This window comes from Streptomyces sp. 1114.5, from assembly GCF_003635085.1.
In the GTDB taxonomy this organism is placed as follows: Bacteria; Actinomycetota; Actinomycetes; order Streptomycetales; family Streptomycetaceae; genus Kitasatospora.
The window spans coordinates 2,207,458-2,228,262 of the sequence record NZ_RBXE01000001.1; the positions used below are offsets into that span (position 1 = coordinate 2,207,458).

Consider the following 20,805-nt stretch of genomic DNA (forward strand, 5'->3'; position numbering starts at 1 on the left):
AGCGCGACAACACGGAGGTACACATGCCCACCACCGTTCTGAGCCGACCGCGAGGTGTCCCGGTTTTCGACCGGGCGGAGTCCCGGTTGCCGATGGGGGCGGCCGGGGCGACGGCCCTGGCCGAACTGGACGGCGAGCGGGGCCCGGAGAGCCCGTTCGCCTTCCGGTTCCTGGTGCCGGTCACCGGGGCCGGGGGAATCCTGCCCTCTGACATCGGCTACGACGACGAGACGCAGACCTGCACCTACGAGGGACTTCCCCCGGGCGTCTACATGACCAGCACCCCGCCCAAGACGTACGGCCCCACGCAGCCGTCCGGGCAGATGGACGCGCCGGACGACCCCGGAAGCAGCAACGACTGAGATGCCGACCGCCGATTCCGTCCTCGTGCTCACGGGGACGTTCGATCCCACCGCCGATCTCGTGATCGAGGAACTGAACCGGCGCGGGACCCCCGTCTTCCGGGCGGACACGGCGTGGTTCCCGTCGAGGCTGGCTCTGGCGGCCAGCCTCGACGGGGCGGCCGGCTGGGGCGGGACGCTGACCACGGCACGGCGCAGGCTCGACCTCTCGGCCGTGCGCGCGGTCTACTACCGACGTCCGACCGCACCGGTGTTCCCGGAGGCGATGTCCGTTGAGGCACGCAATGTGGCTGCCGCCGAGGCGCGGCGCGGGTTCGGAGGCCTGTTGTCGGCGTTGTCCTGCCGCTGGCTGCCACCACCCGGCCGCGCGGCCGACGCGGAGTACAAGCCGCTGCAGCTCCGGGCAGCGGTCGAAGCCGGACTGCGAGTCCCCCGGACGCTGATCACCAACGACCCGGAGTCCGCCAGGGAGTTCGCTTCTCACATCGGAACTCCAGTGGTGTACAAGCCCTTCACGCCGATTCGCGGGACGCTCGGCGGCCGATCGGTTGCCGTCTACGCGAGCGTGTTGGCAGCCGACGACATCGGCGATCCGTCGATCTCCACCACGGCACATCTGTTCCAGGAGTGGGTGCCCAAGGCCCACGAGGTGCGGCTCACCGCCGTCGGCCGGCAGCTGTTCGCGGCCGAGATCCACGCCGACTCCGATGCGGCAAGGGTTGATTGGCGCAGTGACTACGACAGCCTGAGCTACCGGGTCTGCGAGCCGCCGTCGGCCGTGGCGAACGGCATCCACCGCCTGCTCGACCAACTCGCGCTCCCCTACGGCGCGTTCGACTTCGTCGTCTCGCCTTCGGGTGACTGGACGTTCCTTGAGGTGAATCCCAACGGGCAGTACGGGTTCATCGAGCAGGCCACTGGTCTGCCCATCACCGCCGCCATCTGTGACTACTTGGAAGGGACCGACCGGGCATGACGACCGCCCACTACGACGATGCGCAACTCCTGCGGGCGCGCATCGGGCTGGCCTCGGAGATCGAGCGGGGGAGCGCGGTGCTGTCCTCGCGGGTGGTCGAGGCGTTCCTGAACGTGCCCCGCCATCCGTTCGTCCCCGCGTTCTACCGGGAGGACGGCGGCCTCCACCGGCCGTGGCGGGCCGAGGACTCGGCGGGCGAAGCGTGGCTTCGGGAGGTCTACGCGAACCAGGTGCTCGTCACCGAGGTCGACGGCGTACACGCGGATGGCGCGGGTCCGGAAGAACGGCACGGGGTGGCGACCTCCTCGTCCACGCTGCCGAGTCTGATGGCCGACATGCTCGACGCGCTGGATGTCCGGCCGGGGAACCGGGTGCTGGAGATCGGGACGGGGACGGGCTACAACGCCGCACTGCTCTGCCACCTGGCCGGAGCGCCGAACGTCACCACGATCGACCGTACGGAACAGCTGGTGGCCGCCGCCCGCGCCCGGCTGCACGAGGCCGGCTTCGAGCCCGTCGTCGTCCGGGCTGATGGGGCTGATGGCTACCCGGGCGGTGCACCGTACGACCGGATCATCGCCACCTGTGGAGTCCGCCGCCTCCCCCAGGCCTGGCTCGACCAGTGCGCCCCCGGCGGCCTCATCGTCGCCCCGGTCGGCGGTGCGGTGGCCAGGCTGGCCAAGCTGCCGGACGGACGCGCGGCCGGGCGCTTCCTCCACCGCCCGGCCGCTTTCATGCCGCTGCGCTCGGGGGAGGACGTCCGTCCGGAAGTTCCGGAACGGCAGACGGGTGGCCGGCTCACCGGGATCAGCGCCCGGGAGCTGGACGATCCCGGATTCTCCTTCTGGGCGGGGATCCACCTCGCGCCCACCGTCATCCGGCACGGCCCAACGCTCCACGACCTCGCGGACGGGTCCGTCGCCCGCGTACTGGACCATCCCGACGGTTCGTCCAGCGTTGCCCTCAGCGGTCCCCGCGACCTCTGGCACGTCGTCGAGGCCGCGCACCGGAGCTGGCTCGACGAGAACCGGCCCCGCCGCGAGTGGTTCACCGTCGAAGCCGGGCCGGAAGGACACCAGTTCGTGGGCTACACGGCTCCGGACGGCACGTCGAGCCACTGGAATCTCTGACCTGTGCGGCGATCCCCACTTCCGGTTGCGATGCTGACGTACATCCCGCTACCGGAGGGCGAAACGGTGAAGTACCTCGTACGTGAGGGCTTCTTGGGGTGTACCGCTCTGCCGTGCACGGAGGACCTGCATGCGGAACGATCAGTCAGTGAGGAGCCCCTGTTGGTGTGGGAGGCATCAGGCAAGGGGTTCTGACACTGAAGGCCAGAAGCCCTCCCTTCGTCGTCTCGACAGTGACCAGGTATCGGCTCGAAGCCTGGGATGCGTCGAGAATCGTGTCCACCTTGCCGTCGATGTCCTCCCGGTAGCCGTCAATCTTGAAGCCCTGCTGTTCGAGCATCGTGCGGATCTTGCGGACGGCCTCAGGGTGCTGTTCGCGTGCGGCGGAGCTGTAGACCGCGTACGACAGCTTGTACCGGCCGTCTTCCCGGACCTCGTCGTGTTTGCCGACGCAGTCACTGAAGAACGGTTCGACGCTGCCGGGGTCGAGGGTGACTCCAGCTGTCTGCGCCATGTACTCGGTCATGTGTTGGGCCCAGTCCTGGGCGTCCTGGCGAGCCTTGACGGGGAGAGGATCGTTGGGGCCGGGCGTGGACATGCATCCTCCGAGGATCAGTGGCAGGCAGAGCGCTATCGCGGCAGCGCCCAGGCGTCGGGCGCCGAGACGGCGAGCGGCGGGTCGTGGAAGGGAGAGCGGCACAGTGAGAGTCCTTGCGGCCGGGACAGGGTGACTACCGGTACAGGCAAGCCGTGGACGGCCCGGTTCTAGTGGTCACGGACGGACGATGCGTTGGGGTGCACCTTGGGGACCGTGGTCGGCGGCACGTCGACGATGATGCGGCCCTGGTTGGCAAGGCTCTCGCCGCCATCCCAGTACCCGCTGTGCCCGGACGTATCGACCAGGAAGTTGTTCCCTCCGAACCGGTCGAGCATCGGGTCGTCGCCGAGAGTGAGTCCCGTGGCATATTCGATCGGGTCGTCCGCCGCCCTGCCGGTCCAGAAGTGCTTCGGGTCGATGTGGAGCTGGTCGGCACGGTCGACGGTCATCCCGGGACTCGCGATGGCGACGATGTCGTCGGCACCCAGTCCATTCCCACCCGCGGCAGCCGCACCGACCAGCGTCGTCAGGCTAGTTCGGTGATCGACCGCTCTCTATCCGTACAGATACTCATCTAAAATCAGACGATTAGTCTTGTTCTAGCGAAACATGGCTTTTGCGCTGCTTCTGCAACTGTGCCGGCCGGCGTCGTCCGCGCTCTGTTCCGGTGCGTGCCGTCCTCGGGCACCCGTCGTGATCGGCCTACGCGCTCGCCGAGTTCGGCATCGGCCGCCGCACGCCGACCGCGGTCATGACTTCGACAAGTCCCTCCGTCTGCTGTGGAAGCACGGCATCAAACCGCTGATCGCCCGAGCGGCGTTGCCCACGGTTCCGGGCTGGCAAGGTCTGGTGGGTCCTTGAGCGCGTGTTCGTCAGGCCTCGCTCACCCCCGGGGCGAGGCCTCGCGGGGTGTCTTCCGTCAGCCGAGATAGGGGATGGCCCTGCGCTCCAGGAAGTGCTGAAGTCGGAGGCGCTGAGTATGGTGCATCGGCAGCCCTTCGATGTCGCTCGGGGCGACGAACCGAAGGTCGGTGGACTCGTCCGAGATCCGCAGTTCGCCACCCGTGATGCGGGCGGTGAAGCAGACGTTGAACTGCTGTCGGACTTCGCCGTCCGAGTAGGCGATCACGTGCCGGGGGTCGGTGTACGTGCCGACGAGGCCGGTGATTTCGACGTCGAGGCCGGTTTCCTCACGGACCTCTCGTACGGCCGTGTCCGGAAGCGATTCGCCGAGATCCATCGTTCCACCCGGCAGTGCATACAGCCCGTTGTCGGTGCGTCGCTGGAGCAGGACGCGTCCTTCGGGATCCGTCACCACTGCGGAGGCTGCCACGACCAGCCGGTTCGGCTCAGGCGCGTTGGGGTCGTTGTAGAACTCCGTCCGTGCCACGTGATCAGCTCTCCTCAGCCGGTAGTGCGGCGTTCCATACCGCGTCGAAGCTCGCAGCATAGGTGTCGAACAGCGTTCCTGCGCCGGTTTGTCGCAGGTGCCAGACGGGTGCTGCGAAGGCATTGACCCCCCACACGTGTGCATTCACCAGGACTTCGCCATCTGCCCGGTAGAGGCTGTTGGACTCGAATACGATGCCGGCCTCCCTGGCGAGGCTCAGGGCCAGCTCCATGGATCCTGGGCCTCGCACCGTGGCGCCCTTGAGGTGTGCGGCGCCTCCGACGTCGACCAGCGTGCAGTTGTCGAAGCTGACACCGGACTGAATGGCGACGTTGGCGAACTGCGCTCCGGTGAGGTCGCACTTCTCGAACCGGATGTCGCGGAGTTCGGCGTCCCGGTTTGCCTGGCGCAGGAAGTCGGCCGGGCCGACTTCCTGCGCGTTCAGGCGATTGCGCGTCGGTGAGCACGCTGCTCAACCTCCTCCGCCTGCTCCGGAACACTGGGACGATGCGGCCAAGGCCGTGGCCGTCCCCCTGGCACCTGAACGTCTGAGGAGCATCCTTGATGAACTCGCCGGCGGATGAGGCGACCCAGGCTCGCATGGAGGCCGCCCACCACACCGCGGCCCTGCTCCTGGGGCTGATCTGTACCGGCCCCGCGGCCTGGGGTTTCCAGGGCCGGACGATGGGCCGACGCGCCGGCAACCGGTGGCTGCGGGTCAACTGCACGACCAAGGCCAACGCGCAGCGGAAGCCGGGCGAGGGCATCGTCGGCGCGTCCACCCTGGTTCCGGACGATGTCCCCCGACCACAGCTGCACGACGTGATCGACTGGCCGGAGGGCGAGTACGTCTACCAGGCCGAGGTCACCGACTACGTGACCCACCCGGTCATCTCGCCGGATCGGGCCGACCTCGCCCACGACCCCGGCCTACCGGACGAATGGTGGAGCAGCCTGCGCCGCGCCCTGAGCCGGCTCGGCCAGGCGGAAGGCGTCCGTACCACCGTCCGGCCCGGGTGGATCGAGCGGGCCTTCCCACAGTTCCTCGGTATTCCCGCACCGGAAAGGTCGAGCGGGTCACCGGCCATGCTGATCTGCACTGGGGCAATGTGACGGCCCCGCTCACCCTGCTCGACTGGGAGCGCTGGGGGTTGGTGCCCGTCGGCTACGACCCGGGTCTGCTCCACGCCAACAGTCTGCTCGTCCCCACGGTGGCGACCCGTCTCCGGTCGGAGTTCGCATCGGTGCTCGACACTCCCGCCGGCCGGATCGGGGAACTGGTCGCCCTGGCCGAGATGCTGCAAGCCGTTGCCCGAGGGGGGTATCGCGAGCTGGCCCCCTTGCTGGCCGACCGAGCGGCCGAGCTGACCGGCGTTCGACCGCCCACCGGCGCGGACCCCGTACTCACCGGGTGATTGCGGGTAGTGCCACCGCGAAGCACGCAAGCCCTCGGCGGGAGAAACTGCCGAGGGCTTGCGGCTGTCCACCGGTGCCTGGCGCAGATCCGTCATGGGCAGCGGTAGCGATGCTCAGCGGAGTCGGGAGTCATGGGGGGTCGCGGCAGGGAGTCGGTCGTCACGCCGGGCACGGCAGGCACAAAACGACCGGGGCCGCCGTGGATCTCAGGAATCCACGGCGGCCCCGGAGTCGTGAGCCGGTCGTCAGTGCGTCAGTGCACGCCGCCCATGAGCGACTGGACGCGCTTGCGGTAGCTGTAGACCGCGAAGCCCGCGAGGGCTGCGAGTGCGGCCTGGGCCGCGATGATGCCGGTGCCGTCGAGGTTGACGCCGGCCAGCGAGAGGAGGCTGGTGGCGCAGTCACCGGCGGTGACGGCGAGGAACCAGACGCCCATCATCTGGGAGGCGTACTTCTGCGGTGCCATCTTGGTGGTGACCGAGAGGCCGACCGGGGAGAGGCACAGCTCGCCGATGGTCTGGATCATGTAGATCGAGACCAGCCACATCGGGGAGACCTTGGTGCCGTCGCCCGCCATGTTCATCGGGACGATGAAGACGAAGAACGAGGCGCCGATCAGGAGCAGGCCCATCGAGAACTTCGTGATGGTGTTGGGCTCCTTGTTGCGGCGGGCCAGCCACAGCCACAGCCAGGCGAAGACCGGCGCGAGCGCCATCACGAACAGCGGGTTCAGCGACTGGTACCAGGTGGACGAGAAGCCGAAGCCGAGAACGGAGTCGGCGGTGCTCTTGTCCGCGAACAGGGACAGGGTGGACCCGCCCTGGTCGTAGATCATCCAGAACGCGGCGGCCGCGACGAAGAACCAGATGTAGGCGGTCATCTTGGACTGCTCGCCCGCGTTCAGGTCCTTGTCACGCTTGATGCGGACCAGCACGGCGACCGGGATCAGCAGACCGGCGATGGTCAGCGGGACGAGCGCCCAGTTCAGGGTGTACATGCCCGCCGCGACGACGATCAGGTAGAAGGCGGCGGCGACGACGAGCACCGCGCCGACCTTCACCAGCAGGCTCTTGCGCTCCGCCGGCAGCAGCGGGTTGGGGACCTTGCTGCTCTTGGGGCTGAGGTGGCGGGTGCCCAGCAGGAACTGGGTCAGGCCGAGGCCCATGCCGACCGCGGCCAGGGCGAAGCCCAGGTGCCAGTTGTACTCCTTGCCGACCGTTCCGATGATGAACGGGGCGGCGAAGGCGCCGAGGTTGATGCTCATGTAGAAGACGGTGAAACCACCGTCGCGGCGCGGGTCCTCGGGGCCGTTGTACAGGTGGCCGACCATCGTGGAGATGTTGGCCTTCAGCAGCCCGGAGCCGACCGCGACCAGGAGCAGGCCGACGAAGAACGCCGCCTGGCCCGGGACGGCCAGCGCGAGGTGGCCCGCCATGATCACGAAACCGGCGACGGTGACGGTCTTGCGGGCGCCCCAGACCCGGTCGCCGAACCAGCCACCGGGGTAGGCCATGAGGTAGACCATGGACACGTAGACGGAGTAGATGGCCGTGGCCATCGTCGCCTTCATGGCGAGGCCACCGCCCTGGCTGCCGGCTGCCGCGTCGGCACCGCCGGAGACCAGGTAGTAGATGAGCAGGGCGCGCATGCCGTAGTAGGAGAAGCGCTCCCACATCTCGGTCATGAACAGCGTGGCGAGTCCTCGGGGGTGGCCGAGGAAGGTCTTGCCGCTGGGGGAAGCCGACGCGATGTCGGCGGCCCGGGTCGTAGACGCCATGTGTAGTGGTTCCTTGCCTGAAGACGTCCGCCTAGGGGGGTGGCGGCAGACGTGGACGAAACCACTCTACGTGGCGGTATTTGGCTTTATCGGCTGACAAAAGCCGCGAATCAGGTATGGGAATGGTAAAGCTCGCGACAGATCTTCCCCTGCTATCGATGGTAGATGGCTTGGTCTCCCTTCGGTTTCAAGATCCAAGCGGGGATTCTTCGCCGAACGGGCGGTCGCCAACGCCCTGTTGGGCACGATGAGATGCTTGTATAACGATCACGCTCTGTGAACTACCTCACAGGGCGTACGGGTATACCCCGGCGGACTACCATCACCACATGACCTGTGTGCTGCTTGCCGAGGATGATCCGGCGATCTCCGAACCCCTCGCCCGGGCCCTGCGACGCGAGGGCTATGAGGTGCTCGTCCGCGAGGACGGTCCGACCGCACTGGCCGCCGGCCTCACCGAGGAGGTCGACCTCGTCGTCCTCGACCTCGGCCTGCCCGAGATGGACGGCCTGGAGGTCTGCCGCCGCCTGCGCGCCGACGGCAAGAGCTGCCCCGTCCTGGTGCTCACCGCCCGCGCGGACGAGGTGGACACCGTGGTCGGCCTGGACGCCGGCGCCGACGACTACGTCACCAAGCCCTTCCGCCTGGCCGAACTGCTCGCCCGCGTCCGGGCCCTGCTCCGGCGCGGCAACGTCGACCAGCTCACCACCGGCGCGCACGGCGTGAAGATCGACATCGAGTCGCACCGCGCCTGGCTCGGCGACGAGGAGCTCACCCTCTCCGCCAAGGAGTTCGAGCTGCTGCGCGTCCTGGTCCGCGACGCCGGCCGGGTGGTCACCCGCGAGGAGATCATGCGGCAGGTCTGGGACACCACCTGGTGGACCTCCACCAAGACCCTGGACATGCACATCTCCTGGCTCCGCAAGAAGCTCGGCGACGACGCGGCCAACCCGCGCTACATCGCCACCGTGCGCGGCGTCGGGTTCCGGTTCGAGAAGAACTAGCCCCTCAGCCCCTCACGGGGACCGGACCTTACGGAGATCGGGCCCTCGGCCCACAGCAGCGGAACACCACGGGGAGCGGCAGCGTGAAACGCCGGATGATCAACTCGCTGCTGGGCGTCGTCCTGGTGGTGGTCGTGGTGTTCTGCGTGCCGCTCGCCCTGGTCGAGAAGCGGACCATCGTCAACTCGGCCCAGGACCGGGTGGACGCGGCCGCCGTCCGGGTGCTCGCCCTGGTCGAGAGCCGGATCGCCGCGGGCGAGTCGGTCACCGAGGGGCGGGCCTTCGAGAGCCAGGTCACCGAGGGCAGCTACGTCGAGGTGCAGGTCCCCGGCCAGCAGGTGGTCTCGGTCGGCGAGCGCCCGGCCGGCAACCACCTGCTGAAGGCCGTCGAACGCGGCAACAGCGGCGAGACCGTCACCGTCGAGCAGTCCCGCGAGGACGTCGACCACGAGATCGCCAACAACCTGCTGCTGCTCGGCGTCGTCGCCCTGCTGGCCGTCCAGGCCGCCGTGGCGCTCGCCGTCTGGCAGGCCAAGCGGCTCGCCCGGCCGCTCACCGACCTCGCCGAGACCGCCGAGCGGCTCGGCTCCGGCGACCCGCGCCCGCGCGACCGCCGCTACGGGGTGCCCGAACTCGACCGGGTCGCCGAGGTGCTGGACACCAGCGCCGAACGGATCGCCCGGATGCTCACCGCCGAGCGCAGGCTCGCCGCCGACGCCTCGCACCAGCTGCGCACCCCGCTGACCGCGCTCTCCATGCGGCTGGAAGAGATCACCGCCGTCGCCGAGGACCCGGAGACCGTCAAGGAGGAGGCGGCCATCGCCCTCCAGCAGGTCGAACGGCTCACCGACGTCGTCCAGCGGCTGCTCACCACCCAGCGCGACCCGCGCAGCCCCACGGCCGTCGCCTTCGACCTGGACGAGGTGATCAAGCAGCAGGTCGAGGAGTGGGGCCCGACGCTGCGCGAGCAGGGCCGGGTGCTGTCCCTGGAGGGCCTGCACGGGATCACCGCGGTCGGGACGCCGGGCACGGTCGCCCAGGTGCTGGCCACCCTGATCGAGAACTCCCTGATGCACGGCGCCGGGACGATCACCCTGCGGGTCCGGCCGTCCGGCACCTCGGTCGTGGTCGAGGTGCAGGACCAGGGCGCCGGCGTGCCGGCGGACCTCGGCAACCGGGTCTTCGAGCGCGCCGTCAGCGGCCGCAACTCCACCGGCATCGGGCTCGCCGTCGCCCGCGACCTCGCGGAGGCGGACGGCGGGCGGCTCGAACTGCTCTCGCTGAAGCCGGCGGTGTTCGCGCTGTTCCTGGGGCGGAGCCACGAGGACTGAGGGGCGCGGTCTCGGGCGCAGCCACGAGGACTGAGAGCGGTCGGGTGTCAGGCGCCGGTCAGCTCGGCAGCACGCCGAGCTGACGCATCAGGCTCATGACGTCCCACTGCCACCAGCCCTCACAGATCTTCCCGTCCTCGAAGCGGAAGGTCGTCGTGCCGCGGCCGACCACGGACTTGCCGGTGTTCGGTACGCCCATGAAGTCGGCCTTCTGGGTGGCGTGCCAGGTCCACCGGGTGGCCACCTCGTCGCCCTCGGCGATCTGGCTCTCGACGGAGAAGGTGAAATCGAAGGCGCCTACGTAGCCGCCGCAGCGCTCCCGGAACGCCTGGATGCCGGTCGCGTCGCCCTCGCTGCCGTAGTCGTGGTCGCGGTAGTCCGCGGTCATGCACTCGTCGATGACGTCGAGGTTCCCGCGGGACAGCTCGTCCAGGACGCGACTGGCGGTGGCCTTGTTGAACTGGGCGTCGCGGACCACGTCGAGGTCGGTGAAGGTCGGCGGCGCGTCGCAGAGCGCCACCATCTCGCGGAAGATCCGGTCGGTCTCGGGCAGGTCGGAGTTCTTCATCGCCTCCTCGTAGGAGGGGAACTCCACGATCTCCACCACGTGCTTGGTGTCGGAACGGTCGGTGCCGACCACCGCGTGGGAGGCCGTCCGCTTGCCCCGGGTCGCCTCGACCCAGGTGTCCATCAGCCTGTTGAGGTCGTCGAGCTTGTCGGTCTTGCAGTCGATGATCTGGACGAACGTCATGGCGAGCCTCCTGGACCCCCCTCGGCCATGGTCGTCCGCGCGCCGTGCTCGCCCTCGGTAACCACTGTCCTCCGGTGGCACCGGAGGCGGCAAGCGCAGCGGACAGGCCCTAGTCGGCCTTGGCGTAGCGGACCGGCTCGGTGGCCAGCAGCAGTTCGGCCTGGGCGGTCAGCCCCTGGTCGCCGGCGGTGCCCGTCGCCTGCTGGGTGGGCAGTTCGACCGGGTCCGGCGCGGCCTTGAACACCCAGGTGCGGTACGAGACGAAGCGGAAGACGGTGGCCACCGCCAGGCCGATCACCTTGGCGCCCAGCTGCTCGTAGTGCGAGTCCAGGCGCAGCACGTACACCGAGAAGCCGAGCACGCCGGTCTCGATCAGCATGCCGATGCCGCTGTAGACGAGGAAGAGCGTGATCTCCCGCTTGCGCGAGGCGGCGTCGCGGTCCCGGTACAGCCAGTAGCGGTAGCCGAGGTAGTTGGTGGCGATCGCGATCACCGTCGCCGCGATGTTCGAGCGCACCGAGGCCAGGCCCAGGCCGTTGATGCAGACCCAGAAGACGGCGAAGTTGACCACCACGCCGCTCAGGCCGACGATGCCGAACTTCACGACTTCGCCCTGGAGCCCCCGCAGCTTCTGCGCGAGTGAGGGTTTCGAAGCTGTGGTCGTCGCCATACCGGACTGCCTCCATGTGCGTGCGGGACGAAAGGGCTGAACGCGGCGGCGCGGCCGCCCCTTGAGCCCTGCGTGCACGCACATGATCAGACCGCGTAGACCAGGACCTAGCCGTCCAGGCTACCCGCTTCCACCGAACGGCTGAGCCGCTTGACTCCTGGGTTGATGGCCGTGCGAGGTCCACGGGGGGTCCACGCGACGTCCACGCGAGGTCTACGCGCGTCCGCTCCACAGCGCCGACCTGCGGCGGAAACACCCCCCACCGGCCCGGATATCCTGGCCTGGTGACTTCCCCGGGCAATGTGAATTTTCCAGTGGTCGGCATGATCGGTGGCGGGCAGCTGGCCCGCATGGCACACCAGGCGGGCATCCCGCTCGGGGTCAGGTTCAAACTCCTCGCCGACACGCCCCAGGACTCCGCCGCACAGGTGGTCTCCGACGTCGTCCTCGGTGACTACCGCGACCTCGACACCCTGCGCCGCTTCGCCGCCGACTGCGACGTGATCACCTTCGACCACGAGCACGTCCCCACCGAGCACCTGCGCGCCCTGGAGGCCGACGGCATCGCCGTCCGCCCCGGCCCGGACGCGCTGGTCAACGCCCAGGACAAGGGCGTGATGCGGGCCAAGCTGGACTCCATCGACGTCCCCTGCCCCCGGCACCGGATCGTCGCCGACCCGGCCGACGTCACCGCCTTCGCCGACGAGGGCGAGGGCTACCCCGTCGTCCTCAAGACCGTCCGCGGCGGCTACGACGGCAAGGGCGTCTGGGTCGTGGACAACGAGCAGGAGGCGCAGGCCCCCTTCCTGGCCGGCGTCCCCGTCCTCGCCGAGGAGAAGGTCGACTTCGTCCGCGAGCTGGCCGCCAACGTGGTCCGCTCGCCCAGCGGACAGGCCGTCGCCTACCCGGTGGTGGAGAGCGTCCAGGAGAACGGCGTCTGCGCCGAGGTCACCGCCCCCGCGCCGGACCTCGACCCGGCCCTGTCCGACGAGGCCCAGCAGCTCGCCCTGCGCATCGCCGGCGAACTCGGCATCACCGGCCACCTCGCCGTCGAACTGTTCCAGACCCGGGACGGCCGCATCCTGGTCAACGAACTGGCCATGCGCCCGCACAACTCCGGCCACTGGACCCAGGACGGCGCGGTCACCTCGCAGTTCGAGAACCACCTGCGGGCCGTCCTCGACCTCCCGCTCGGCGACCCCCGGCCGCGCGCCAAGTGGACCGTCATGGTCAACGTCCTCGGCGGCGACTACCCGGACATGTACCACGCCTTCCTGCACTGCATGGCCCGCGACCCCGGGCTGCGGATCCACATGTACGGGAAGGACGTGAAGCCCGGCCGCAAGGTCGGCCACGTCAACGTCTTCGGGGACGACCTCGAAGACGTCCGCGAGCGCGCCCGCCACGCGGCCGCCTACCTGCGAGGAACGATCACCGAATGACCTCCACCGCTACGAGCCCCGTCGTCGGCATCGTGATGGGTTCGGACTCCGACTGGCCGGTCATGGAGGCCGCCGCCCAGGCCCTCGACGAGTTCGAGATCCCGTACGAGGTGGACGTCGTCTCCGCCCACCGGATGCCCCGCGAGATGGTCGCGTACGGCGAGAACGCCCACAAGCGCGGCCTGAAGGCGATCATCGCCGGCGCCGGCGGCGCCGCCCACCTGCCGGGCATGCTCGCCTCCGTCACCCCGCTGCCGGTCATCGGCGTCCCGGTGCCGCTGCGCTACCTGGACGGCATGGACAGCCTGCTGTCGATCGTCCAGATGCCGGCCGGCGTGCCGGTCGCGACCGTCTCGGTGGCCGGCGCCCGCAACGCGGGCCTGCTCGCGGTCCGGATGCTCGCCGCCTTCGATCCCGAACTCACCGAGCGGATGGCCGACTTCCAGGCCGAGCTGAACACCCAGGCCACCGAGAAGGGCAAGAAGCTCCGGGCCAAGGTGGCCGGCTCCAGCTCCTTCGGCTTCGGCAAGTAAGACCCGCCGACGGGGTGGGGTAGAACAGCCCGTATGACCTCTCAGACGGACTCCGCCACCCCGCTGGCCGCCGCCCGCGCCCTGCTGCGCACCGCCCCCGTGGTGGACGGCCACAACGACCTCCCGTGGGCGATGCGCGAGCAGGCCGGGTACGACCTCGGCGCGCTCGACCTCGCCGCCGACCAGAGCGGCCACCTGCACACCGACCTCGCCCGCCTCGCGGAGGGCGGGGTCGGCGCGCAGTTCTGGTCCGTCTTCGTCCCCGCCTCGCTGGCCGGCGACCACGCGGTGAGCGCCACGCTGGAGCAGATCGACTTCGTCCACGCCCTGGTCGGGCGCTACCCCGACCGGCTGCGCCTGGCCCGCACCGCCGCCGACATGGAGGCCGCCCGCGCCGAGGGCCGGATCGCCTCCCTGATGGGCGCCGAGGGCGGCCACTCCATCGACTGCTCGCTGGCCACCCTGCGCGCCCTGTACGAGCTGGGCGTGCGCTACCTGACGCTCACCCACAACGACAACGTGCCGTGGGCCGACTCCGCCACCGACAAGCCGGTGGCCGGCGGGCTCACCCGGTTCGGCGAGGAGGTCGTCCGGGAGATGAACCGGCTCGGCATGCTGGTCGACCTCTCGCACGTCTCCGCCGACACCATGCGGGACGCCCTGCGGGTCACCGAGGCGCCCGTGGTCTTCTCGCACTCCTCCTCGCGCGCGGTCTGCGACCACCCGCGCAACATCCCGGACGACGTGCTCGCCCAGCTGCCCGCCAACGGCGGCGTGGCGATGGCCACCTTCGTGCCGAAGTTCATCCTGCCCGCGGCCATCGAGTGGACCCTGGCTGCTGACGAGAACATGCGAGCCCACGGCTTCCACCCGCTGGACACCACCCCGGCGGCCATGCAGATCCAGCACGCCTTCGAGGCCGGGCACCCGCGCCCGATCGCCACCCCGGCCACCGTCGCCGACCACCTCGACCACATGCGCGAGGTCGCCGGCATCGACCACATCGGCATCGGCGGCGACTTCGACGGCACCGCCTTCCTGCCCGACGGCCTCGACTCGGTGGCCGGCTACCCCAACCTGATCGCCGAACTCCTGGGCCGGCACTGGTCGGAGGCCGACCTGGCCAAGCTCACCTGGCACAACGCCGTCCGCGTCCTGCGCGACGCCGAGTCGGTCGCCACCGGCCTGCGGGCGAGCCGCCGGCCGTCCATCGCCACCATCGCGCAGCTGGACGGCCAGGCGGACTGACTCAGCCCAGCCGCGGGATCTCGATGGCCGGGCACCTGTCCATCACCATGGTCAGCCCGGCCTCACGGGTCCGCGCGTACGCGGCCTCGTCCACCACCCCCAGCTGGAACCAGACCGCCTTCGCCCCGACGGCCACCGCCTGGTCGGCCACCTCCCCGGCCAGCGCGCTGTTCACGAACACGTCCACCACGTCGACGGGGAACGGCACTTCGGCGAGCGTCCGGTACCCGGGCTCGCCGAGGACCGTCTCGGCCTTCGGATGCACCGGCACGATCCGCTTGCCGTACTTCTGCAGCACCCGGGCGACCCCGTACGCCGCCCGGGAGGTGTTGGTGGACAGGCCGACCACGGCCCAGGTGTCCCCGGTGCCGGTGAGGATCTCGCGGACCGTCGCTTCGTCGCCGTAGCTCGTCATGCCGGTGCCAACGACGCCCGGGGGTGTGGGATTCCGGTCCGGGCTCAGGCGTCGAAGGCGCGGAGCCTGACCCGGGCGGTGCCGCCGGCGTCGAAGGTGGCGTCCAGGTAGAGGAACATGGCCTGCCCGCCCGGGCGCGCGGCATCCGTCTCCTGGGCGTTGGCGAAGCTCAGGCCGGTGGCGTTGTCGGTGCCGAGTCGGACCCGCGGGAAGGCGGCGGCCAGTCGGGTGGCCAGCTCGGCCCGGGGCATCCGGAACTCCACGGTGTAGCCGCGGTCCAGCCAGCCGCCGTCGTCCGTGCAGACGGTCTCGGTGGCCTCGGCGGGCATCGAGCCGCCCGCGAACCCCATCGCCTCCGAGCAGGTGGCCGCGTGGGGCTTGCCGCCCTGGGTCAGGAGGAGCGCGAGGAAGCCGAAGCAGGCGAGCGGCGCGATCAGGACGACGCCCAGCAGTGTCAGCGACAGCCTGGTGGCCCATCCGGCCCGCTTGGCCCGCCTGTCGGTCCTGTCGACCCCGTCAGCGCGTTCGGTGTGCATGAAGAACCCCCCGGTCTCCGGTACCGGCTTCACTGCCGGCGCCCAGATCCTCGCACGAGGACTGAACGTGTTCAAATTCCTTGGGGCGGGGCAAACGGAAGCGCCCGCCTCCGGGGGTCGGGGGCGGGCGCGCGGAGCGGGAGGGGTCAGCTCGGTCGGCCGAGGGCGCGGTAGGTCCAGCCGGCGGCGCGCCAGGCGTCGGCGTCGAGGACGTTGCGGCCGTCGAGGAGGCGGCGCTCGGCGACCACGGCGCCGAGCTCGGCCGGGTCCAGCTCGCGGAACTCGGCCCACTCGGTGAGGTGCAGGACGACGTGGGCGCCCTCGGCGGCCTCCAGGGCGGAGTCGGCGTAGGTGAGCGAGGGGAACATCTTGCGGGCGTTGTCCACGGCCTTCGGGTCGTAGACGGTGACCTGGGCGCCCTGGAGCTGGATCTGGGCGGCGACGTTGAGGGCGGGGGAGTCCCGGATGTCGTCCGAGTTGGGCTTGAAGGCGGCGCCGAGCACGGCGACCCGGCGGCCCAGGAAGCCGCCGCCGCACTGCTCGCGGGCCAGCTCGACCATCCGGGAGCGGCGGCGCATGTTGATCGAGTCGACCTCGCGCAGGAAGGTCAGCGCCTGGTCGGCGCCGAGCTCGCCGGCCCGGGCCATGAACGCGCGGATGTCCTTGGGCAGGCAGCCGCCGCCGAAGCCGAGGCCGGAGTTGAGGAACTTGCCGCCGATCCGCTCGTCGTAGGAGAGCGCCTTGCTGAGCTGGGTGACGTCCGCGCCGGCTGCCTCGCAGACCTCGGCCATCGCGTTGATGAAGGAGATCTTGGTGGCCAGGAAGGAGTTGGCGGCCGCCTTGACCAGCTCGGCGGTCGCGAAGTCGGTGACCACGAACGGCACCCCGGCGGAGATCGGCTCGGCGTACACCTCGCGCAGCAGCCGCTCGGCCCGCTCGCTCTGGGTGCCGATCACGATCCGGTCCGGCCGCAGGGTGTCCTGGACGGCGAAGCCCTCGCGCAGGAACTCGGGGTTCCAGGCGAGTTCGGCGCCCTCGCCGACCGGCGCCAGCGCGGTAAGCCGCTCGGCCAGGCGGCTCGCCGAGCCCACCGGGACGGTCGACTTGCCGACCACCAGGGCGGGCCGGGTCAGGTGCGGCGCGAGCTCGTCGATCGCGGTGTCGACGTACGACATGTCGGCGGCGAACTCGCCCTTGCGCTGCGGGGTGTTGACGCAGATGAAGTGCACGTCGCCGAATTCGGCGGCCTCCTGGGCGGAGGTGGTGAAGCGCAGTCGCCCGGTCGAACCCTCGTGCCCGGCCACGTGCTTGAGCAGCAGCTCGGACAGCCCCGGCTCGTACATCGGGACGCGACCGGCGGTGAGCAGGGCGATCTTGTCGGGGTCGATGTCCAGACCCAGCACCTCGAAGCCGAACTCGGCCATCGCGGCGGCATGCGTGGCGCCGAGGTAGCCGGTGCCGATCACGGAGATGCGGAGGGTCACGGGTTCTCCCTGGAGGCGGACTCGACCGGTCTGGATTGCGGATCCGGCCGGCCTGGGGTGCGACCGGGCCGGTGCGGACGCCCCTGATGCTATCCGCCCCGTCCGGGCGGGCAGAGATCGCCCGCACGCCCGGGACGCTAGGCAGCCGCAGGTCGGAGCCCTAGGATCTCTACTGAACGGTAGTTAACCCCGGGTTTTCGGTAACGGGACTTCGATCACTGGACGACGAGGCAGGCATCATGGCGGGCAGCGCGGCTGACTTCGATCTCTTCCGCATCTCCGAGGAGCACGAGATGCTTCGTGAGGCGGTGCGTTCGCTGGCCGAGGCGAAGATCGCTCCGTTCGCGGCGGAGGTGGACGAGCAGGGTCGGTTCCCGCAGGAGGCGTTGGACGCGTTGCGGGGCAATGACCTGCATGCGGTGCACGTGCCGGAGGAGTACGGCGGTGCGGGGGCGGATGCGCTGGCGACGGTGATCGTGATCGAGGAGGTCGCGCGGGTGTGCGGTTCGTCCTCGTTGATCCCGGCGGTGAACAAGCTGGGGTCGCTGCCGGTGCAGTTGTCGGGCTCGGAGGAGCTGAAGGCGAAGTACCTGGGGGCGCTGGCCCGGGGTGAGGGGATGTTCTCGTACTGCCTGTCGGAGCCGGAGGCGGGTTCGGATGCGGCGGGGATGAAGACCCGGGCGGTGCGGGACGGTGACTTCTGGGTGCTGAACGGGGTGAAGCGCTGGATCACCAATGCCGGGGTGTCGGAGTTCTACACGGTGATGGCGGTGACGGATCCGTCGGCGCGGTCGAAGGGGATCTCGGCGTTCGTGGTGGAGAAGGGCGACGAGGGGGTGTCGTTCGGTGCGCCGGAGAAGAAGCTGGGGATCAAGGGGTCGCCGACGCGTGAGGTGTACTTCGACAACGTGCGGATTCCGGCGGACCGGATGATCGGTGCGGAGGGTACGGGTTTCGCGACGGCGATGCGGACGCTGGACCACACCCGGGTGACCATCGCCGCGCAGGCGGTGGGGATCGCGCAGGGGGCGCTGGACTACGCCAAGGGTTATGTGAAGGAGCGCAGGCAGTTCGGGAAGGCGATCGCCGAGTTCCAGGGCGTCCAGTTCATGCTGGCGGACATGGCGATGAAGCTGGAGGCGGCGCGTCAGATGACGTACGTGGCGGCGGCGAAGTCGCAGCGCGGGGATGCGGATCTGACGTTCTTCGGTGCGGCGGCGAAGTGTTTCGCGTCGGACGTGGCGATGGAGGTCACCACGGACGCGGTGCAGCTGCTGGGTGGTTACGGGTACACGCGGGACTACCCGGTGGAGCGGATGATGCGGGACGCGAAGATCACGCAGATCTACGAGGGCACCAACCAGGTCCAGCGCATCGTCATGGCCCGCAACCTGCCGTAACCCGCCCTGCCTCCGACTCCCCGGAGCCCCCGGCCGATTCCTCCTCGGCCGGGGGCTCCGTGCGTTTCCCGGCCCCGCCCGGTCGGAGACCGCGTGGTGCCGCATAAATGATCGTCAACTTCGCTGTGGTGCAACTGAGTACGGAGGAACGCGGATGACCGCGAACGAGGGAACCACCGGCAAGGTCTGGCTGATCACCGGCGCCAACTCCGGCTTCGGCCAGGCCATCGCCGAGGCCGCGATCGCCGCCGGCGACACCGTGGTCGCCGCCGCCCGCCGGCCCGAGACCCTGGCCGAGCTGGCGGCCGCCCACCCCGGCCGGGTCGTCCCGGTCCGGCTGGACGTCACCGACCACGACCAGATCTCCGCCGCCGTCGAGGAGGCCCTGTCCCGGCTCGGCCGGATCGACGTCCTGGTGAACAACGCCGGGCGCGGCCTGATCGGCGCCGTCGAGGAGTACACCGACCGCGAGCTGCGGGACCTGATGGACCTGCACTTCTTCGGCCCGGCCGCGCTCACCCGCGCGGTGCTGCCGCACATGCGGGCCCAGGGTTCGGGCGCGGTGGTGCAGATGAGCAGCATGGGCGGCCGCTTCTCGTTCCCCGGCGTGGGCGCCTACTCGGCCACCAAGTTCGCGCTGGAGGGGCTGTCCGAGGCGCTGGCCCAGGAGGTCGCCGGGTTCGGGATCAAGGTGCTGGTCGTCGAGCCCGGCGCGTTCCGGACCGGCTTCGCGGGCGGCGGAGCGCTCGCCCACACCACCCCGATCGCCGCGTACGAGCCGGTGGTCGGCCCGGTCCGCACCGGCCTGCCGGACTCCGACGGCAAGCAGCCCGGCGACCCGGCGAAGGCCGCCGCGGCGATCCTGGCAGCCCTGGCCGCCGAGCGGACCCCGCTGCGGCTCGCCCTCGGCAACGACGCCGTGGACGCCGTCCTCGGGCAGCTGGACGCCGCACGACAGGAGGCCGAGGCCTGGGCGGAGGTCGGCCGCGGCACCGACTTCCCGGCCGGGGAGTGACGGGCGGCCCGTCCCGGGCACACAGGGTGCGCTCCCGAACAATTCGCGCGACGGCGGGCAGCCCGGTTCCCTAGGCTGCCCGCCATGTCAACCGTGCCCTCCGCGCCTTCCGCACCCTCCGCGGCTACCGCCTCCGCCACGCTCGGCCTGGCCGTCATCACCCCCGAGAACATCGACGCCGCCCTCGCCCTGCGGGTGCGCCCCGGGCAGGAGGGCCTGGTCGCGCCGGTGGTGAAGTCGCTGGCCGAGGCGTACGCCCACGGGGAGACCGCCTGGCCCCGGCTGATCCTGGACGGCGGACGGCCGGTGGGCTTCGTGATGGCCTTCTTCGACATCCGCTTCAACCCGGAGCAGCCCGGCGACCGTCCCCGCTCCGGCCTGTGGCGCCTGCTGATCGACGCCGACGCCCAGCGCGGGGGCTACGGCCGTTTCGCGGTGGAGCAGGTGTGCGCGGAGATCCGCCGCCGCGGCGGCACCCGCGCCACGGTCAGCTACGTGCCCGGCCCGGACGGCGCGGCGGGCTTCTACGCCCGCCTCGGCTTCCGCCCGACCGGCGAGCTGAGCGGCGACCAGGCGGTCGCGGAGCTGGACCTGTAGGCCGCGCCCGGGCCGCGGGTAGGGTGCCGGAGCATGACCGAGCCGGACTTCCTCACCACGACCAGGGCGTTCTACGACGCCATCGCCACCGAGTACACCGACCGCTTCCGGGACGCGATGGACAGCATGCCGACGGACCGGGCGATGCTGGCGCTCTTCGCCGACCTGGTCCGCGCCGAGCGTCCGGACGCCAGGACGGCCGAACTCGGCTGCGGCCCGGGCCGGGTGACGGGCCACCTGCACCGGCTCGGCCTGGACGTGTGCGGGATCGACCTCTCGCCGCGGATGGTCGAGCTGGCCCGGGAGGACCACCCGGAGGTGCCGTTCAGTGTCGGCTCGCTCTTCGACCTCCCCTTCCGGGACGGCGAGTTGACCGGTGCGGTGGCCTGGTACTCGATCATCCACACCCCGGCGGAGCGCCTGCCGGAGGTGTTCGCCGAGTTCGCCCGGGTGCTGGCCCCCGGCGGCCACCTGCTGGTCGCCTTCCAGGTCGGCGACGAACCGCTGCGCCTGGACCAGCCCTTCGGCCGCCCGGTCTCGCTGGACTTCCGCCGCCTGCGGCCGGAGCACGTCGAGGAGTTGGCCCGCGAGGCGGGCCTGCCGGTCACCTCCCGTACCGTCCGCGAGCCGGGCGCCGAGGAGAAGACCCCGCAGGCCTACCTGTTCGCCCGCAAGCCGGCCGGCTGAGCCAGGTCCCGCCTGAGCCAGGTCCCGCCTGAGCCAGGTCCCG

The 20,805-nt window shown here is 70.4% G+C and carries 24 protein-coding genes and 2 pseudogenes; 16 read left to right on the plus strand and 10 right to left on the minus strand.

What is annotated here, in order from left to right:
* Nucleotides 1-23: 23 nt before the first annotated feature.
* The 3 genes from BX285_RS09735 to BX285_RS09745 are packed head-to-tail and all read left to right on the plus strand — an operon-like array spanning nt 24 to nt 2,468.
* Entirely contained in the window at nt 24-362 is a 339-nt protein-coding gene (locus BX285_RS09735) for a hypothetical protein (RefSeq protein WP_259470475.1), read from the plus strand.
* A gap of 1 nt (nt 363) precedes the next feature.
* Nucleotides 364-1,338: an ATP-grasp ribosomal peptide maturase gene (tgmB, locus tag BX285_RS09740; protein WP_121174916.1), complete on the plus strand. Its 975-nt coding sequence runs from the start codon at nt 364-366 to the stop codon at nt 1,336-1,338.
* Nucleotides 1,335-2,468 (plus strand): methyltransferase domain-containing protein, encoded by a 1,134-nt coding sequence (locus tag BX285_RS09745; protein WP_121174917.1) that lies wholly within the window; start codon nt 1,335-1,337, stop codon nt 2,466-2,468. Before tgmB ends, BX285_RS09745 begins: the two co-directional genes overlap by 4 nt.
* 145 nt (nt 2,469-2,613) lie before the next feature.
* On the opposite strand, the gene BX285_RS09750 is transcribed toward BX285_RS09745, so the two are convergent.
* Together BX285_RS09750 and BX285_RS09755 are read right to left on the minus strand one after the other, a co-directional pair.
* Nucleotides 2,614-3,066, minus strand: coding sequence for a hypothetical protein (locus tag BX285_RS09750; protein ID WP_121174918.1), 453 nt, complete (start codon nt 3,064-3,066; stop codon nt 2,614-2,616).
* A 167-nt stretch (nt 3,067-3,233) separates the two neighbouring features.
* On the minus strand, nt 3,234-3,596 hold the full coding sequence (locus BX285_RS09755) for an alpha/beta hydrolase (protein WP_121174919.1): 363 nt from the start codon (nt 3,594-3,596) through the stop codon (nt 3,234-3,236).
* 202 nt (nt 3,597-3,798) lie between these two features.
* Between BX285_RS09755 and BX285_RS38240 the strand changes: the two are divergent.
* Nucleotides 3,799-3,937, plus strand: a pseudogene (locus tag BX285_RS38240) (IS5/IS1182 family transposase); the annotation flags it as partial.
* 48 nt (nt 3,938-3,985) lie between these two features.
* On the opposite strand, the gene BX285_RS09760 reads toward BX285_RS38240, so the two are convergent.
* On the minus strand, nt 3,986-4,456 hold the full coding sequence (locus BX285_RS09760) for an NUDIX domain-containing protein (RefSeq protein WP_097237622.1): 471 nt from the start codon (nt 4,454-4,456) through the stop codon (nt 3,986-3,988).
* A gap of 4 nt (nt 4,457-4,460) precedes the next feature.
* Nucleotides 4,461-4,637 (minus strand): annotated as a pseudogene (locus tag BX285_RS09765) (XRE family transcriptional regulator); the annotation flags it as partial.
* Between the two features lie 84 nt (nt 4,638-4,721).
* On the opposite strand from BX285_RS09765, the gene BX285_RS09770 reads away from it, so the two are divergent.
* The 3 genes from BX285_RS09770 to BX285_RS38250 all read left to right on the plus strand — a co-directional run bounded on the left by BX285_RS09770 (nt 4,722) and on the right by BX285_RS38250 (nt 5,871).
* Nucleotides 4,722-4,919: a hypothetical protein gene (locus BX285_RS09770; protein ID WP_097237624.1), complete on the plus strand. Its 198-nt coding sequence runs from the start codon at nt 4,722-4,724 to the stop codon at nt 4,917-4,919.
* Between the two features lie 101 nt (nt 4,920-5,020).
* Nucleotides 5,021-5,569, plus strand: coding sequence for a hypothetical protein (locus BX285_RS38245; RefSeq protein WP_259470476.1), 549 nt, complete (start codon nt 5,021-5,023; stop codon nt 5,567-5,569).
* The gene (locus tag BX285_RS38250) at nt 5,566-5,871 is read left to right on the plus strand and encodes a hypothetical protein (protein WP_259470477.1); all 306 of its coding nucleotides are present in this window, start codon (nt 5,566-5,568) and stop codon (nt 5,869-5,871) included. Before BX285_RS38245 ends, BX285_RS38250 begins: the two co-directional genes overlap by 4 nt.
* A 254-nt stretch (nt 5,872-6,125) precedes the next feature.
* Here the strand turns inward: BX285_RS38250 and BX285_RS09780 are convergent, their stop codons facing one another.
* Nucleotides 6,126-7,649, minus strand: a complete 1,524-nt coding sequence (locus BX285_RS09780) for a peptide MFS transporter (protein WP_097237626.1) — start codon at nt 7,647-7,649, stop codon at nt 6,126-6,128.
* A 329-nt stretch (nt 7,650-7,978) separates the two neighbouring features.
* Between BX285_RS09780 and BX285_RS09785 the strand changes: the two genes are divergently transcribed.
* Together BX285_RS09785 and BX285_RS09790 are read left to right on the plus strand one after the other, a co-directional pair.
* A complete protein-coding gene (locus BX285_RS09785) occupies nt 7,979-8,653 on the plus strand; it encodes a response regulator transcription factor (RefSeq protein ID WP_030058577.1) in 675 nt (224 codons plus the stop codon).
* Between the two features lie 83 nt (nt 8,654-8,736).
* Complete coding sequence (locus tag BX285_RS09790; protein WP_097237627.1) at nt 8,737-9,984, plus strand: ATP-binding protein; 1,248 nt, start codon at nt 8,737-8,739, stop codon at nt 9,982-9,984.
* Between the two features lie 58 nt (nt 9,985-10,042).
* On the opposite strand, the gene BX285_RS09795 is transcribed toward BX285_RS09790, so the two are convergent.
* Nucleotides 10,043-10,735 carry an ester cyclase gene (locus BX285_RS09795; protein ID WP_097237628.1) on the minus strand — a complete coding sequence of 231 codons (693 nt, stop codon included), beginning with the start codon at nt 10,733-10,735 and terminating at the stop codon, nt 10,043-10,045.
* A gap of 109 nt (nt 10,736-10,844) precedes the next feature.
* A complete protein-coding gene (locus BX285_RS09800; protein WP_183107040.1) occupies nt 10,845-11,405 on the minus strand; it encodes a GtrA family protein in 561 nt (186 codons plus the stop codon).
* A 302-nt stretch (nt 11,406-11,707) separates the two neighbouring features.
* Between BX285_RS09800 and BX285_RS09805 the strand changes: the two genes are divergently transcribed.
* From BX285_RS09805 to BX285_RS09815, 3 genes are read left to right on the plus strand one after another with little or no spacing between them, the layout of a single operon-like run.
* Nucleotides 11,708-12,847, plus strand: coding sequence for a 5-(carboxyamino)imidazole ribonucleotide synthase (locus BX285_RS09805; protein ID WP_097237630.1), 1,140 nt, complete (start codon nt 11,708-11,710; stop codon nt 12,845-12,847).
* The gene (purE, locus tag BX285_RS09810) at nt 12,844-13,380 is read left to right on the plus strand and encodes a 5-(carboxyamino)imidazole ribonucleotide mutase (protein WP_030058571.1); all 537 of its coding nucleotides are present in this window, start codon (nt 12,844-12,846) and stop codon (nt 13,378-13,380) included. The genes BX285_RS09805 and purE overlap by 4 nt, the downstream gene beginning before the upstream one ends.
* Before the next feature lie 33 nt (nt 13,381-13,413).
* Complete coding sequence (locus tag BX285_RS09815; RefSeq protein ID WP_121174921.1) at nt 13,414-14,628, plus strand: dipeptidase; 1,215 nt, start codon at nt 13,414-13,416, stop codon at nt 14,626-14,628.
* Nucleotide 14,629: 1 nt separating this feature from the next.
* Here BX285_RS09815 and BX285_RS09820 read toward each other — a convergent pair whose 3' ends face one another.
* The 3 genes from BX285_RS09820 to BX285_RS09830 form a co-directional block, all read right to left on the minus strand.
* Nucleotides 14,630-15,043, minus strand: coding sequence for a CoA-binding protein (locus BX285_RS09820; RefSeq protein ID WP_121174922.1), 414 nt, complete (start codon nt 15,041-15,043; stop codon nt 14,630-14,632).
* A gap of 44 nt (nt 15,044-15,087) precedes the next feature.
* On the minus strand, nt 15,088-15,579 hold the full coding sequence (locus BX285_RS09825) for a hypothetical protein (RefSeq protein ID WP_147465136.1): 492 nt from the start codon (nt 15,577-15,579) through the stop codon (nt 15,088-15,090).
* Between the two features lie 146 nt (nt 15,580-15,725).
* The gene (locus tag BX285_RS09830) at nt 15,726-17,063 is read right to left on the minus strand and encodes a UDP-glucose/GDP-mannose dehydrogenase family protein (protein ID WP_097237634.1); all 1,338 of its coding nucleotides are present in this window, start codon (nt 17,061-17,063) and stop codon (nt 15,726-15,728) included.
* Nucleotides 17,064-17,302: 239 nt separating this feature from the next.
* Between BX285_RS09830 and BX285_RS09835 the strand changes: the two genes are divergently transcribed.
* The 4 genes from BX285_RS09835 (at nt 17,303) to BX285_RS09850 (ending at nt 20,762) form a co-directional block, all read left to right on the plus strand.
* The gene (locus tag BX285_RS09835; RefSeq protein ID WP_097237635.1) at nt 17,303-18,463 is read left to right on the plus strand and encodes an acyl-CoA dehydrogenase family protein; all 1,161 of its coding nucleotides are present in this window, start codon (nt 17,303-17,305) and stop codon (nt 18,461-18,463) included.
* A 154-nt stretch (nt 18,464-18,617) separates the two neighbouring features.
* The gene (locus tag BX285_RS09840; protein WP_121174924.1) at nt 18,618-19,478 is read left to right on the plus strand and encodes an oxidoreductase; all 861 of its coding nucleotides are present in this window, start codon (nt 18,618-18,620) and stop codon (nt 19,476-19,478) included.
* A gap of 84 nt (nt 19,479-19,562) precedes the next feature.
* Nucleotides 19,563-20,075 (plus strand): GNAT family N-acetyltransferase, encoded by a 513-nt coding sequence (locus BX285_RS09845; RefSeq protein ID WP_121174925.1) that lies wholly within the window; start codon nt 19,563-19,565, stop codon nt 20,073-20,075.
* Between the two features lie 33 nt (nt 20,076-20,108).
* A complete protein-coding gene (locus BX285_RS09850; protein ID WP_097237638.1) occupies nt 20,109-20,762 on the plus strand; it encodes a class I SAM-dependent methyltransferase in 654 nt (217 codons plus the stop codon).
* The last annotated feature ends 43 nt before the right edge of the window (nt 20,763-20,805 follow it).

What these genes read in the sequence shown, in the direction of transcription:
- BX285_RS09735 (WP_259470475.1), top strand. Translation starts at nt 24, where the DNA reads ATGCCCACCACCGTTCTGAGCCGACCGCGAGGTGTCCCGGTTTTCGAC.
- tgmB (WP_121174916.1), top strand. Translation starts at nt 364, where the DNA reads ATGCCGACCGCCGATTCCGTCCTCGTGCTCACGGGGACGTTCGATCCC.
- BX285_RS09745 (WP_121174917.1), top strand. Translation starts at nt 1,335, where the DNA reads ATGACGACCGCCCACTACGACGATGCGCAACTCCTGCGGGCGCGCATC.
- BX285_RS09750 (WP_121174918.1), bottom strand. Translation starts at nt 3,066, where the DNA reads ATGTCCACGCCCGGCCCCAACGATCCTCTCCCCGTCAAGGCTCGCCAG.
- BX285_RS38245 (WP_259470476.1), top strand. Translation starts at nt 5,021, where the DNA reads ATGAACTCGCCGGCGGATGAGGCGACCCAGGCTCGCATGGAGGCCGCC.
- BX285_RS09780 (WP_097237626.1), bottom strand. Translation starts at nt 7,649, where the DNA reads ATGGCGTCTACGACCCGGGCCGCCGACATCGCGTCGGCTTCCCCCAGC.
- BX285_RS09785 (WP_030058577.1), top strand. Translation starts at nt 7,979, where the DNA reads ATGACCTGTGTGCTGCTTGCCGAGGATGATCCGGCGATCTCCGAACCC.
- BX285_RS09795 (WP_097237628.1), bottom strand. Translation starts at nt 10,735, where the DNA reads ATGACGTTCGTCCAGATCATCGACTGCAAGACCGACAAGCTCGACGAC.
- BX285_RS09800 (WP_183107040.1), bottom strand. Translation starts at nt 11,405, where the DNA reads ATGGCGACGACCACAGCTTCGAAACCCTCACTCGCGCAGAAGCTGCGG.
- purE (WP_030058571.1), top strand. Translation starts at nt 12,844, where the DNA reads ATGACCTCCACCGCTACGAGCCCCGTCGTCGGCATCGTGATGGGTTCG.
- BX285_RS09815 (WP_121174921.1), top strand. Translation starts at nt 13,414, where the DNA reads ATGACCTCTCAGACGGACTCCGCCACCCCGCTGGCCGCCGCCCGCGCC.
- BX285_RS09820 (WP_121174922.1), bottom strand. Translation starts at nt 15,043, where the DNA reads ATGACGAGCTACGGCGACGAAGCGACGGTCCGCGAGATCCTCACCGGC.
- BX285_RS09825 (WP_147465136.1), bottom strand. Translation starts at nt 15,579, where the DNA reads ATGCACACCGAACGCGCTGACGGGGTCGACAGGACCGACAGGCGGGCC.
- BX285_RS09835 (WP_097237635.1), top strand. Translation starts at nt 17,303, where the DNA reads ATGGCGGGCAGCGCGGCTGACTTCGATCTCTTCCGCATCTCCGAGGAG.
- BX285_RS09840 (WP_121174924.1), top strand. Translation starts at nt 18,618, where the DNA reads ATGACCGCGAACGAGGGAACCACCGGCAAGGTCTGGCTGATCACCGGC.
- BX285_RS09845 (WP_121174925.1), top strand. Translation starts at nt 19,563, where the DNA reads ATGTCAACCGTGCCCTCCGCGCCTTCCGCACCCTCCGCGGCTACCGCC.
- BX285_RS09850 (WP_097237638.1), top strand. Translation starts at nt 20,109, where the DNA reads ATGACCGAGCCGGACTTCCTCACCACGACCAGGGCGTTCTACGACGCC.